At 28.8% G+C, this 12,673-nt stretch carries 14 protein-coding genes; 4 read left to right on the top strand and 10 right to left on the bottom strand.

Features of this window, described 5'->3' with window-relative positions:
- Positions 1 to 2: 2 nt before the first annotated feature.
- The gene (locus AT682_RS04710) at positions 3 to 530 is read right to left on the bottom strand and encodes a thermonuclease family protein (RefSeq protein ID WP_002883149.1); all 528 of its coding nucleotides are present in this window, start codon (positions 528 to 530) and stop codon (positions 3 to 5) included.
- Positions 531 to 597: 67 nt separating this feature from the next.
- Between AT682_RS04710 and AT682_RS04715 the strand changes: the two genes are divergently transcribed.
- Complete coding sequence (locus AT682_RS04715) at positions 598 to 1,866, top strand: M20/M25/M40 family metallo-hydrolase (RefSeq protein ID WP_002883150.1); 1,269 nt, start codon at positions 598 to 600, stop codon at positions 1,864 to 1,866.
- On the opposite strand, the gene cjaB is transcribed toward AT682_RS04715, so the two are convergent.
- On the bottom strand, positions 1,849 to 3,096 hold the full coding sequence (gene cjaB / locus AT682_RS04720) for an MFS transporter (protein ID WP_002883151.1): 1,248 nt from the start codon (positions 3,094 to 3,096) through the stop codon (positions 1,849 to 1,851). The genes AT682_RS04715 and cjaB overlap by 18 nt on opposite strands.
- 40 nt (positions 3,097 to 3,136) lie before the next feature.
- The gene (gene cjaA, locus AT682_RS04725; protein ID WP_002883152.1) at positions 3,137 to 3,976 is read right to left on the bottom strand and encodes a cysteine ABC transporter substrate-binding protein; all 840 of its coding nucleotides are present in this window, start codon (positions 3,974 to 3,976) and stop codon (positions 3,137 to 3,139) included.
- A 219-nt stretch (positions 3,977 to 4,195) separates the two neighbouring features.
- On the opposite strand from cjaA, the gene jlpA reads away from it, so the two are divergent.
- Positions 4,196 to 5,314: a lipoprotein adhesin JlpA gene (jlpA, locus tag AT682_RS04730; RefSeq protein WP_002883153.1), complete on the top strand. Its 1,119-nt coding sequence runs from the start codon at positions 4,196 to 4,198 to the stop codon at positions 5,312 to 5,314.
- Positions 5,315 to 5,346: 32 nt separating this feature from the next.
- Here the strand turns inward: jlpA and AT682_RS04735 are convergent, their stop codons facing one another.
- Both AT682_RS04735 and AT682_RS04740 read right to left on the bottom strand, forming a co-directional pair.
- Positions 5,347 to 6,534 (bottom strand): sulfatase-like hydrolase/transferase, encoded by a 1,188-nt coding sequence (locus AT682_RS04735; protein ID WP_002883154.1) that lies wholly within the window; start codon positions 6,532 to 6,534, stop codon positions 5,347 to 5,349.
- Between the two features lie 97 nt (positions 6,535 to 6,631).
- Complete coding sequence (locus AT682_RS04740; RefSeq protein ID WP_002883155.1) at positions 6,632 to 6,967, bottom strand: hypothetical protein; 336 nt, start codon at positions 6,965 to 6,967, stop codon at positions 6,632 to 6,634.
- 125 nt (positions 6,968 to 7,092) lie between these two features.
- Between AT682_RS04740 and AT682_RS04745 the strand changes: the two genes are divergently transcribed.
- Complete coding sequence (locus tag AT682_RS04745) at positions 7,093 to 7,833, top strand: YaaA family protein (protein WP_002883156.1); 741 nt, start codon at positions 7,093 to 7,095, stop codon at positions 7,831 to 7,833.
- 3 nt (positions 7,834 to 7,836) lie between these two features.
- Here the strand turns inward: AT682_RS04745 and hipO are convergent, their stop codons facing one another.
- The 3 genes from hipO to AT682_RS09220 are packed head-to-tail and all read right to left on the bottom strand — an operon-like array spanning position 7,837 to position 10,104.
- Positions 7,837 to 8,988 (bottom strand): M20 aminoacylase family protein, encoded by a 1,152-nt coding sequence (hipO, locus tag AT682_RS04750; protein ID WP_002883157.1) that lies wholly within the window; start codon positions 8,986 to 8,988, stop codon positions 7,837 to 7,839.
- A gap of 1 nt (position 8,989) precedes the next feature.
- On the bottom strand, positions 8,990 to 9,775 hold the full coding sequence (locus AT682_RS09215; protein WP_250485442.1) for an MFS transporter: 786 nt from the start codon (positions 9,773 to 9,775) through the stop codon (positions 8,990 to 8,992).
- A 23-nt stretch (positions 9,776 to 9,798) separates the two neighbouring features.
- Positions 9,799 to 10,104 (bottom strand): MFS transporter, encoded by a 306-nt coding sequence (locus tag AT682_RS09220; protein ID WP_250485443.1) that lies wholly within the window; start codon positions 10,102 to 10,104, stop codon positions 9,799 to 9,801.
- Between the two features lie 335 nt (positions 10,105 to 10,439).
- On the opposite strand from AT682_RS09220, the gene AT682_RS04775 reads away from it, so the two are divergent.
- Complete coding sequence (locus tag AT682_RS04775; protein WP_002853356.1) at positions 10,440 to 10,646, top strand: membrane protein; 207 nt, start codon at positions 10,440 to 10,442, stop codon at positions 10,644 to 10,646.
- 2 nt (positions 10,647 to 10,648) lie between these two features.
- Here the strand turns inward: AT682_RS04775 and AT682_RS04780 are convergent, their stop codons facing one another.
- On the bottom strand, positions 10,649 to 11,410 hold the full coding sequence (locus tag AT682_RS04780; RefSeq protein ID WP_011049828.1) for a DUF5416 family protein: 762 nt from the start codon (positions 11,408 to 11,410) through the stop codon (positions 10,649 to 10,651).
- The gene (locus AT682_RS04785) at positions 11,407 to 12,672 is read right to left on the bottom strand and encodes a (Fe-S)-binding protein (protein WP_002883676.1); all 1,266 of its coding nucleotides are present in this window, start codon (positions 12,670 to 12,672) and stop codon (positions 11,407 to 11,409) included. Before AT682_RS04785 ends, AT682_RS04780 begins: the two co-directional genes overlap by 4 nt.
- Between the last annotated feature and the right edge of the window lies 1 nt (position 12,673).

A 12,673-nucleotide genomic window follows, 5' to 3' on the forward strand; every position in this document is an offset into this window, starting at 1 on the left:
CCTTAGAATTTATTGTGTTTTCTCCATTTATAAGGCTCTATAGGATTACCCTCTTTCCAAAGACCTAAATGATTTTTCTTAGCATTTTCTTGTTCTTTGATATAAGCGTTACTATAGTAAGTATCAGCCCAAGCATAGCCTTTGCTTACTAAAAATCGATTAATATCAACGTCATTAAGCTTTACAATAGCAACAATTCTACCATAAGTATCTTTATTTTTATAAATAATTTCAACTTGTTTGCCGCTTAAAATTCTACTTAAAGCTTCTTTTGATTGCTTTCCAAAACTTTGTTTAAGTTCTGGTGCATCTATACCAAAAAATCTTATTCTAGCGAGTTTGTTTTCATGATTAACTTCTATAGTATCTCCATCAATAATTCTAACTACTTTTCCTTCAAAACTAGAATTTTGGGCAATATAGTTCTGGATAAAAACAACTACAAGAGTGAAGATTAATACAGAAAAAAGTTTTTTTGGATCACTTAGTAATTTTCTCAGATTAAATATTTTTTTATAATTTATTCTCATTTTTTAATCATTTTGCCTTTAAATTTTAAAAAATATGCCATAATTTTATCAAAACAAAGGAGATAAAATGCAAAATGTTATAGAAAATTTTAAACAATTATGCAAAATTCCTCATTGTAGTTATGAAACAGAACAAATGAAAGAATTTTTAAGCTCTTATGTTAAAGATAAAGGCTTTAAAGTGAGTGTAGATAAAGCAGGAAATATTCATGCCATAAAAGGCAAACCAAAAATTTGCCTACAAAGCCATTATGATATGGTCTGTATGGGCGATGCACCAAACTTAGAAGTTTATGAAGAAAATGGCTTTTTAAGAGCCAAAAATTCAAGTCTTGGCGCAGATAATGGTATAGGTATAGCCATCATGATGAGTGCTATGGCTGAATTTGAAAATTTAGAGTGTCTTTTTACAAACGATGAAGAAGTAGGACTCATGGGAGTAAATTCACTCGAGCACACTTTAGAATCTAAAATGCTTTTAAATTTAGATCATGAAAGCGATGATGAGATCATGATAGGCTGTGCAGGTGGAGTAGATATAGAAGCTAGCTTGCCTTTTAATACCCTTAGAAAAAAGGGTAAAATTTATGAGCTTTGCGCACAAAATTTTAAAGGTGGACACTCAGGCATAAATATCATACGCAATGAAAAAAGTTCCATCAAAGAAATGGCTAAATTCATACAAGAAAATGAAGGAGAAATCATTTCTTTTGAAGGCGGAGAAAGAATCAATTCTATACCTAAACACGCCAAAGCTTTAGTGTATTTTAAAAATGAAGCAAAGAGCAACGACTGGATAAAATGCGAATTTAAAGAAGAAGGCGAATTTGAAATTTGCGATCAAAGTAAAAAACTTTTAAGCCTTATAAATTCTTTCACTCATGGAGTTAGAGCTTATGATGAAAATCTAGATATAGTTCAAACAAGCATTAACCTAGCTACTTTAAGAATGCAAGATAACCAAATCAAATTCGCACTTTTTGCAAGATCTAATATACTTGATGGACTTAAGCAAGTAGAATTTGAAACTTTAGAATTTTTCAAGGCTTTTGATTTTAAAGTAAGAAGTTTTAATTTCTATCCACCTTGGGAAGGTAAACCAAACGCACTTAGCGACATGGTTTTTAAAGCACTTAAAAAAGTATCGCCTAATGCCAAAGTTTCAGCTATCCACGCAGGGCTTGAGTGTGGCATTATAGAGAAAAAACAAGAGCTTTTATGCGCTTCTATAGGCCCAAATATCCATAATCCTCATTCAACTGATGAGCATTGTGAAATCGCTTCAGTTGAAAAAATATCTAAGGTTGTTTTTGAAGTTTTAAAAGACAATGCTTAATTCTTTAATCTTGCTTCTTGCAAAAACGCGTTTTAACAAAAACACGCAAAGCAAGGAGCAAGATCCCACTATAGCAAGATAAATACCTAAATACTCTTTATAAAAAGCATTAACTATAAAAGGGGTTAAAAAACCTAAAATCGCATAAGAAATATTATAAGCAAAACTAAGCCCGCTAAATTTAAGTTCGCTTTTAAAAATTTGCGTCATAAAAACAGGCGCGAAAGTAATAATACCTTGTGCAAAACAAGCCAGTAAAAAATAAAATAAAAAATTCTCATCATAAAAACTAAAAAGCATACCAAAGATAATAAAAGCTATACTAAAAATAGAGCAAATTTTATAGCTTCCCCATTTGCTTGCTAAAAAACCTTGAAATAAGGCTCCAAAAATCACCGCTAAAATAGCAAAATTTTGCACCCATAAAGCAGAAGTTTTACTCATAGCTAAAAGACTTTCAAAATACTTAGGCAAAATCATCAAAGTTGCCACACCGCTTGTTAAAACCATGGTCATTAAAAAACAAACAAGCATACTCATTTTATGAGTTTTTAAAGCTTCAAACAATGGAAAACTTAAAATTTTCTTTTCATTTTGAACTTTTATAAATTCTGGAGTTTCGCTGAGTTTATTTCTTAAAAACAAAGCTAAAATTCCAAAAAATCCTCCTATGATAAAAGGAATTCTCCAAGCATAGCTTTGAACTTCTTCTGAGGTAAAATAAGATCTTATACCTAAAGTGGCAATATTTCCTAGCAATAAACCTATGGTTAAAGTCGCTGAAATAAAACCAAGAGCTAAAGGAATTTGACGCCCTTTGACAAATTCACTCACATAAATCCAAGCTCCGCTCACCTCAGTTCCAACGGCTAAACCTTGCAAAATACGAATAGTAAATAAAATCAAAATAGCAAATATACCTATACTTTCATAACTTGGTAAAAAAGCTAAAGCAAAACTAGGCAAAACCATCAAAAGCATAGAAATATAAAAAATATTCTTTCTTCCATATCTATCAGCAAAATGTGCCATCACAATAGAACCAAAAGGACGCGCTAAATAAGCAGCACCAAAGGCTATATAAGCATTTATCTGCATCCAAAAAGTATCATTTTGCGGAAAGAATACCTTAGCAAAAATATCCAAAAAAAAGGCAAAAAGCACAAAATCATAAAATTCTAAAATTCCACCCAAAGAAGCATAAATAATATTTTTATATTTTTTTTGCATATTTTATCCTAAATCAATATAAAGGGCAAAAAGCCCTTTGTTAAATTTTTCCACCTTCAATCACTACATCATCAGCCTTAACCTCATCTCCAAAATGAGCTTTTAAAGTTTCATCATAAGCCTTGTGAAAAAACTGCTCTTGGCCTAGTTTGATAATCAAATTATCAATAAATTCTTTAAGTTCTTTATCGCCTTTTTTAACTGCTGGTGCGATAACATCTTTATTGCCTAACTCTTTAATACCCATTTTAAAATCAGGATGATCTTTCACCCAAGCAAAAAGTAAGGTATTATCATGACTTAAAGCATCGCCTCTTTTATCCATCAAAGCGGCAAAGGTTTCGGTATTTTGATCGTATTTTAAAGTTTTAATATCAGGATAATTTTGTGTAAAATAAGCATCTGCTGTTGTGCCTTTGTTTAAAAGCAAGGTTTTATCTTTTAAATCTTCTACGCTAGTTATATTACTATCCTTTGGTACAGCTACGCCTAAAGCTACCTTCATATAAGGCAAGCAAAAATCAACCTGCTCGGATCTTTGCGGAGTTTGAGTAAAATTAGCCAAAATAATATCTACTTTATTTGATTTTAAAAACTCAACCCTATTTGCCGCTTCAACAAGAACAAATTGCACCTTATTTTCATCGCCAAAAAGTTCTTTTGCTATGCGTTTAGCTAAAGCTATATCATAGCCTTGATTGTTTCCTTTTTCATCCACATAACCAAAAGGTGGTTTATCGCCAAATACCCCAATCCTAACAACTCCATTTTGCTTGATCTCATCAAGAGAATTTAAAGTTTCAGAGTCAGAATTTCCTCCACAAGCAGCCAATACTACTGCAACAAAGGCCGTTAAAACACTTAGAAGTATTTTTTTCATACATTTCCTTTCTTTAAAAATAAGCTTTAAGCTATTGCAAAAATATATAATAATTGCAAAGTTAATTATACTTAAAATTATAAATAATGCATTTGAAACAAACTAAAAAGATTTTCCTATGTGTAAAAATGTAATTAATCTCACACTCTCTTTTAGTATTGTTTAAATTTTAAGTAAAAAAAGATATAATCTTTTTTTTAAATTTTTAAGGAGAAAACTATGAAAAAAGGTATTTTTCTCTCTATTGGAATAGCTGTTTTGTTTTCAGCTTGCGGAAATTCCATAGATGAAAAAACAGTTAAAAAATATGAAAATCAACTAAATCAAACAGTTAAACAAGAAATTGCAAACCTTTCTCAGGATTCTGGAATAAAGATTGAATTTTCTGATTTTAAATGCAATGCAGATGGTGATTTTATAGCGTGTTTAAGTCCAAATTTCAAAACTCTTGCAAAAGATAATAACGATGAGTATCAAGAACTATTTCAAGCAAAAAATATCGAAATTCGCTCAAATGAAATTTACAAAGGCGAAGCAAATACATCAATTAGCATTAAAGAATATTACAACGATCTTTTTAAAAACCAAAAAAGCATACAATCAAATTTGGTTTTTGAAGATTTTAAACTTGGAGAAAAAGTTGTTAGCGACATCAATGCAAGCTTATTTCAACAAGATCCAAAAATCAGCTCTTTTATCAATAAATTAAGCTCGGATTCTTATACTTTATCATTTGATAACTCCATAAACAAACAAGAAAACAATTATCTAGATAATCTTGATATAAAATTTTATAACGCAAAATTAAATTTCAATACAAATCTAAATATAAATCTAAAAGAAGATTTGCTTAATTACCTTGATTCTAAGGGTATAAAATTTAACACTCAAACTTTAGCTATGGATGAACAAGCTATCAATGAACTTCTTAATATAGCAAACTACGAACAAGCTTCAGATTTTAGCAATACAATCCAAAAATACATCATCTTAAATAATTTTAAAATTGATTCAACTCTTAAAACCGAAGGCGTATTTAGTAGCTATATAGCAACTGCTAAGGAAAATTTACAAACCTTAAAAGCTCAAAGTCAAAATGAAGAACAAGCATTAATCTTTGATAAAGCTTTAGCTATTTTAAACAATATCACTCAAAATGATGATTATAAACTCAATCTTGATTTAAAATTTAAAAACATCCCTGTTAGTGACTATAGCACACAGGGAATCGACAGCATAGAAAAACTAAGCATCAACAATCAAGACGCCACAGAAGTGTTAAAAATTATACTTCCATTTATCATGTTTTCTATGTTAATGGGCGGAGCGTCGTTTTAATCTTTAAGAGGAAATATTCCTCTTAAAGCCAATTATTCTTTATCAAAATATTCAAATTTTGCCTTATCTCCATCTCTTAAAACTTTAATATAACCAGCATTTCCAGAAATATCGACACCATTAATGTAAAACACATTAGGCTCTTCTAAAGAATTATGAATATCATACCCCATTTCCTTGGCTAATAATTTAGCAAGCTCATAATGAGTTGGCAATTTACTTTGTTTTAGATAAGTTATAAAATCATCATTTTTAACATTAAAAGTGGTAGCAAAAATAGGAATATTAGCCACATTTGCACTTAAAAAAGAATGTCCATATTCAGCATGTCCATCTCTTCCTAATTCTCCCATAGCTTCTGCGTGATCAGGTATAAAAATTACATAGGTTGGAATGCCACTTTTTTGACTTAATTTTTTAAAAACTTCAAATACACTAGAAATAAAATAATCGTTAAAAATCATAGCATTATCATAAGTATTTTCACGAGTCATTGGTTTAAAAACATCTGCTTTTTGATACGCTCTATAGCCTCTTTGATAAGGAGAGTGTGCATTTCTTTGATGCAGTATAACAAAATTTTTCCCATGTAAAAACTTATCTTGATTTTCTTTTAATTTTTCTAAAACCAACAAATCACCCAACTGTTTGTGTTCAAAATAATAATTTTCTCTTGTAAAAAATTCATCTAAATTTTCAGAACTTATATCGCTAAGTTCACTAATGGTTTGTGCACTATAATAAAAAGTTTTAAATCCTGCTTTCTTGGCTAAATATACAAGATGCGTTTTCTCATTTAAAATATGCTTAATATTGTCTGGTTTATAAGCAATATTTAATAAGCTTGGTGCAGCCACACGAGTCAAAACAGCACTTGAAATTGCTCTTTTTGCTACAAAATTTTTATCATTTTTTGCCCATTCACTAAGCAAAGGATTTGTATTTCTTTCATAGCCTAAAAGTCCTATGCGATTTGCATTAGTGCTTTCACCTAAAATTAAAATAACATTACGATCTGCTATATTTTTATAATCATAAGTATATTCAGGATAATCTGGTATAGGCGCTTGAGGCATGCGTAAATATAAGAAAAAATAACCGCTAAAAGTTCTTAAAGTGTTATATAAAGAAATACTATCATTTTTAGGAGAAAAATTAACAAGCCTATCGGTTTTATAAACTGCCTTATAAGGTAAGATGCTTAAAGCAAAAATCGCCAAAACTGTGGCAATAAAATTAGTTTTTCTTGAAATTTTAAAATAAAAAATACTTAAAATAACATAAGTAAGAACTATTATAACTATATGAATTAAGCCTTTAAATAATACCCCCCCCCACTAAAGCCGTTTTAGCCACTTCTCCAAATTCAATAAACATTAAATGCAAAGAAAAAATATTTAAGGGTTTGTTAAAATAATATAAATGCGAAAATTGGATACACTCCATCAGGGCAAAAAGTCCAAATACACAAACTATAAAAATCCTAGGACGCACCAAAGGAAAAATTAAAGCTGCCGCACCTAAAGCTAAAACACTATTCAACTCAAAACGAAATATATAGTCATTATAGAGCGAAAATAAAAATCCAGGTAAAATAAAAGCTATGAAAGTTATAGCTGCTAAAAAAAGATAATTTCTAAAAAAGATTTTCATAATATTCCTTTTATTAAAAAGTTCAAAAATTTAGATTATAACTAAATAATAATAAATTTTAATTAAGCCAAAATTTACAAGCTTTTAGCTACCTTTATTAAAAAATAAATGTTTAAGGAAAAATCTTGAAAATACTTTTCTCCCCTAGCGAAAGCAAAAATGAAAATTGCGTAAAAAATCCTATCAATGAAAACTCATTTATATTTAAAGAATTATTTCCTTATAGAATGGAAGCTTTAAAGCATTATGAAGAATTTATCAAAAACGCAAGTTTACAAAATTTACAAGAACTTTTTGGCATTAAAAATGAAAATGAAATTGATAAATTTAAACACGACTTAAAACAAGCTCCCACTCAAGAAGCTATATTGCTTTATACTGGGGTAAGTTATGAATATCTTAATTTTAAAATCCTAGATAAAAAAAGTCAAGCTTATATTTTAGAAAATACTCTTATATTTTCTAATCTTTTTGGCGTTGTAAGAGCTAATGATACCCTACCCTTTTATAAATTCAAGCAAGGGGCTAAAATAGGAAATTTTGCCATAGAGAAATTTTATAAAGAACATTTTAGTAAAGCCTTAGATGAATACTTAAAAAATGAGGAAATACTTGACCTTAGAGCAGGATTTTATGATAAATTCTATACCCCAAAAAAGAAATTTTATACCTATAAATTTGTAAAAAATGGTAAAGTCATCAGTCATTTTGCTAAAGCTTATAGGGGAATTTTACTCTCCATAAGTGCAAAAAACCAAGTAAAAAACAATAAAGAGCTTTTAGCAAACCTTCCTTCAAACCTAAAACTCAAAGAAATTCAAATCAAAGGTTTAAGGGAAGAAATTGTGCTTGAAATTCTAGATTAGTTTTTATTTTAAGTATTTTAAAGCTAGCTTCGCATAATAACTTGCAGCCCTAGCTAAAAGTTTATCATTAAAAACATAACTAGAATTATGTAAATAAATGTCGTTTTCATTTTCTAAAAAAGCATAGGCACATTTTTTCATTTCGCAAAAAAATCCAAAATCCTCACTTGCCATTAAAGGACGATGATTAAATTCACAATTTTTTTCGCCAAATAATTCTTTTGCAACCTCACTAGCAAAATCCACAGCTTCATCGTTATTCATAGTCACTGGTGCAACAACATTTTTATTGATTTTAATCCCTATATCATTAGCCTGTGCAATACCTTTACAAATTTTATAAATTTTTTCTTCAGTTAGCTTTCTAGTTTCATTATCTAATGCTCTAACACTCATTTTAATCGTTGCAATATCTGGAATGATATTAAAAGCATGTCCTGCATTAAAAGCTCCTATGCTTACAACTGCTGAATTTTGGGGATCAACATTGCGAGATACTATGCTTTGTAAAGCCATAACAAGCAAAGAAGCAGCATAAATAGGATCTTTTGCTTTTTCTGGAGCACTTCCATGACCACCTCTTCCAATAACTTCAATGCTATAACTATCCGAAGAAGCCATCATCGCACCTTTTTTAAGATAAAATTTCTTATCGCTACCAAAAGGCATATTGTGCCATCCAAAAACATAATCACTATTAAATTTTTCAAACAATCCATCTTCTATCATTGCTTTAGCACCACCCAAACCCTCTTCAGCAGGTTGAAAATAAAGATTTAAAGTGCCATTAAAATTCTGACTTGCTAAATACTTTGCAGCAAGCAATAAAGAAGTAGTATGTCCATCATGACCGCAAGCATGCATTACATTTTCTTTTTTGCTTTTATAAGGCAAATTTGTGTATTCTTGTAAAGGCAAAGCATCCATATCTGCACGAAGTCCTATTTTTTTATCGCTATTTCCCTTTTTTAAAACCCCTACAACGCCTGTTTTTCCTATTTCTTCATAAACCTCATAACCAAATTCTTTTAATTTTTGCACCACTAATTTTGCAGTACATAATTCATCAAAACCAAGCTCAGGATTTTCATGAATTTGATGACGAATTTTTTCAAATTCGCCTTGTAAGTCTAGTATTTCTGGAATTAAATTCATTCTATTTTTCTCCTTGTATAAAATTTTCTCTTCTAGGTAAAACAAATTGTGCTAAGATCGCTGAAATAAAAATCAAAGCAAAAATATAAACAAAACCCAAAGTAAAACTATGGGTTTTATCAACACTCCAAGATACTATCCATAGGTTAAATGATAGTATAACAAATGTAATACTCCAAAAAGCACTCATAATATAAGCAGTTTGATTTGGGTTGGAATTTTTTAATTCTGAAGGTAGATTACAGAAAAATGGAAACCACATAGAATAAAAAATGCCTGATAACACAGCAAAAATCTGTATCAATACTAAATTTTGTAAAAACAACATACAAAATCCGCATATAAAAATACACGCTCCTCCAGACAATAGCATTATTTTAAAAGAAATATTTTTTCTTTTAAAAAATAATCCAAGATAAGGACCAAAAATAATAGCAAAATTAGCCAAGGCTGGAATTTCTTTTTTAGCAAAATCAGCTAATTCTTTACTAAAACCTGCATATTGTGCATAAAAAGTTGGTAAAAAAGTAAAAAGAGAATTTAAAAATAAAATAGGTCCTATGTAAAAAATAATCATACCCCAAGTAACACGAGATTTTAGAGCATAAATAAGATCTTTTGCATTATTCTTTTTTTCTTCTTTTTTATTCTCATCTTTATCTACAAAAAGCCACAAAATCAATAAAATCAAATTAATCCAAGCATAAAATGATAAAGAATCTCTCCAATTTCCAAAATAATTTGAGATGCTTTCAGCTAAAACAAGTCCTAGGGTAATGCCTACCAAATTTGAAGTTATATTAAAACTAATTACAAAATGTAAAGCTTTTTTTCAAACCATTGTTGTGCAATAGGCACTAAGCAAACTAAAGCACAAGCTGAACCAAGCCCTGTTAAAAATCTTATAATCAAAATACCGCTATAACTATCTACAAAACTTAAAAAGATACCCGAACTCATTAAAATACAGCCTAAAAAATATCCCTTTTTTAATCCGAATTTATAAACCAAAAAAGCAATAAATGAAGCACCAAAAATTTTCGCAACTACTATCATGCTAGTGATTAAAGTAGCTTGCTGAGTATTTAAGGCAAGATCATTTGAAATCAAAGGCATTAAGACCCTGTCGCTGCCCAAGAGATACTAAAAACAGCATAAACACTAAAAATTATAAATTCAACTCCAATGCGTCTAAAATGAAATAAAAGTGATTTTTCCATATTAAAATCCTTTTTAGATATTTATTAAAATATAACATAAAAAAATAAGATATTTATTATCTTTAATTATTTTTTTAATTTAATTATTTTTTATATATTTTTTTGTTACTTTTTGAAAATTTATATATAAGTTTAAAGATAAAAAAACTAAAATACAAAATAAAAACCCGTAAAAGTTTTTTGAAGTATTTAAATGATATATTTCAAAATCTAGTTTTAAAAAGGAAAAATATGGAATTTTTAGCATTTATTTTTTTGATTATTATATTTTTATTTGTAGTCTTTATCATCGTTACTCGCTATGAAAAAAAGATAAAATTACTCAACCAAAACATACAAAATATGAAAGAAGATATAGCCGATCTTAAAGAAACAACTCAAAAAAATCGCTCTTTAATTGAAAAAAATCGCTCTAATATAGAAAATATAATAAAATAAAACTAAGAAAGATTTGCGATAAGCTTATAGTGTTTTTTCTGATTTATCATTAAAGTAAAAATTTTTTCACTTGAATTTTCGCTTTTATTTTTATAAATCATACTTTTTAAAAACGGAAAAAGCATCGTACTAGAAGTTTTACCTTGTAAAATAATATGCATAGAACCTTTTAAAATTCCATACTTATAGCTCATACCGCTTGGAAATATATCAAGATTAAAGCTTAAACTATCTTCATTACTATCATAATTTAAAATTTCAATTTTAACAAAGCTAATTTCTTGATCTTCTTGAGATAAATTTTTAAAAATTTCAAGTTTTTCATGTTTTTTGATAGTAACAACTTCTTGCTTACTTTCTTTAAAATCAGAAAGAAAATTTTCATTTTTAAAAATTCTTGAAAAAAATTTTAAATTTTTAAATTGCATACTTGTTTGTTTTGTGTTTTCATGTATTATTTTTTCGGATTTTAAGATGTTGTGTTCTATATCATCTTCTTGGTTTTGATTATCTTTGTTTGATTTCATGTCAAAATCTTCAACGATAATCATATCTTCACTATCACAAATATTAAAATGTTTTACAATTTCTTCAAAAGTAAAACTGTCATCACTAAATTCCAAAAGATCTACATTTGAAGTGATAAAATCAACACCATCTCGTTCTTCAATCTTATCTTTAATCACAAAAGCATCAACACAAAAGCACGATCTTTGAATTTCATATTCAGAACTTTTGCCTTTAAATACTATCTTCATCATCACAAAGCTTTTGCTATAAGTTCTAAAGGACTAGCAAAAACAACCTTGCTTGAATTTTGTTCTAATGCATTTGAAATTTGCATTCTGCAAGCTGAACACTCGGCACTTACCACACTAGCCTTACTTTCATCGATCATTTGTGCTTTTTTAAGCCCTACACTTAAGGCTCTATCATAATAATCCGTTTGCATACTCACCCCGCCAAAACCGCAACAAGTATTAGAATTACTCATTTCTACAAAATGATAATTTGTTTTTAAAAGTTCTCTTGGCTCTTTAAAAACCCCTTGCATTTTTCTTGCATGGCAAGGATCGTGATAAGTAATGCTATAATTAAATTTATTTTTTGTTTTTAAAATTTCTTCCAAAGAAGTAAATTTATAAAAATACTCGCTAGCCATATATATCTTAGATGACACACATTTTGCGCGTTTTGCCCAGTCTAAATCATTTTGCATTATAAAAAAATGTTCATAATCTATCTTTAACATAGCCGAACAAGTGGCCTCAGGAACTATAATAGCATCTAATTTTTCTAATTTTTTTTCAAAATACTCAATATTTTTTTTAGCCAAAACTTCAACACTTTTAAAATCACCCGTAAAAAATTGCGGTGCTCCACAACACACTTGTTCTTTCATCAAATCCACATTGATTTTTAATTCCTTAGTGATTTTAAGCACCGCATTAGCCGTATCTATGTAAAAATAATTCGCCAAACAACCTACAAAAAAACCTATTGTTTTTTCTCCATCATTATTGATAAATTTTGGATTAGAATTTAAGAAGCTTTTTTTATTAAAACTTGTAAGTAATCTTCCCTTTTTAACAAAAGGCATGGAAAATCTTGCCTTCATACCTGTATTTTCATTCTCATTTTGAATTTTAAACGCACAACTTTGAAACACATAGCCAAGCTTAGCTACCAAATCTAAAATTTTGCGTCTTCTTAAAAAGAAAAAAATAAGTTTTTTATACCAAGCTATACCAAATTTTTTAGCTATATCATAACGAACTTCTTCTATGGCATTATCTACTCTTAATTTATTTGGACATACTTCAACACAATTGGTGCATAAAAAACAAGATTCAAAAACTTTCTTAGCTTCTTTATTAAGTTCTAGACTTCCTTCTTTATAAGCAGCTAAAAGATCTAAAAATCCTCTTGGACTAGTAATTTCATCGCGATTTTCTTCATGTATAGTACAAACAGGTATACATTTGCCACATTTAACACAAGCATCACTTATTTGACTAAATTTCATC

The sequence above is a fragment of the Campylobacter jejuni genome (assembly GCF_001457695.1).
GTDB classification, from domain to species: Bacteria; Campylobacterota; Campylobacteria; order Campylobacterales; family Campylobacteraceae; genus Campylobacter_D; species Campylobacter_D jejuni.

Coding starts and splice junctions, on each gene's coding strand:
- hipO (WP_002883157.1), bottom strand. CDS start 8,988: ATGAATTTAATTCCAGAAATACTAGACTTACAAGGCGAATTTGAAAAA.
- cjaA (WP_002883152.1), bottom strand. CDS start 3,976: ATGAAAAAAATACTTCTAAGTGTTTTAACGGCCTTTGTTGCAGTAGTA.
- AT682_RS04775 (WP_002853356.1), top strand. CDS start 10,440: ATGGAATTTTTAGCATTTATTTTTTTGATTATTATATTTTTATTTGTA.
- cjaB (WP_002883151.1), bottom strand. CDS start 3,096: ATGCAAAAAAAATATAAAAATATTATTTATGCTTCTTTGGGTGGAATT.
- AT682_RS04740 (WP_002883155.1), bottom strand. CDS start 6,967: ATGAAAATCTTTTTTAGAAATTATCTTTTTTTAGCAGCTATAACTTTC.
- jlpA (WP_002883153.1), top strand. CDS start 4,196: ATGAAAAAAGGTATTTTTCTCTCTATTGGAATAGCTGTTTTGTTTTCA.
- AT682_RS04710 (WP_002883149.1), bottom strand. CDS start 530: ATGAGAATAAATTATAAAAAAATATTTAATCTGAGAAAATTACTAAGT.
- AT682_RS04715 (WP_002883150.1), top strand. CDS start 598: ATGCAAAATGTTATAGAAAATTTTAAACAATTATGCAAAATTCCTCAT.
- AT682_RS09220 (WP_250485443.1), bottom strand. CDS start 10,104: ATGCCTTTGATTTCAAATGATCTTGCCTTAAATACTCAGCAAGCTACT.
- AT682_RS04785 (WP_002883676.1), bottom strand. CDS start 12,672: ATGAAATTTAGTCAAATAAGTGATGCTTGTGTTAAATGTGGCAAATGT.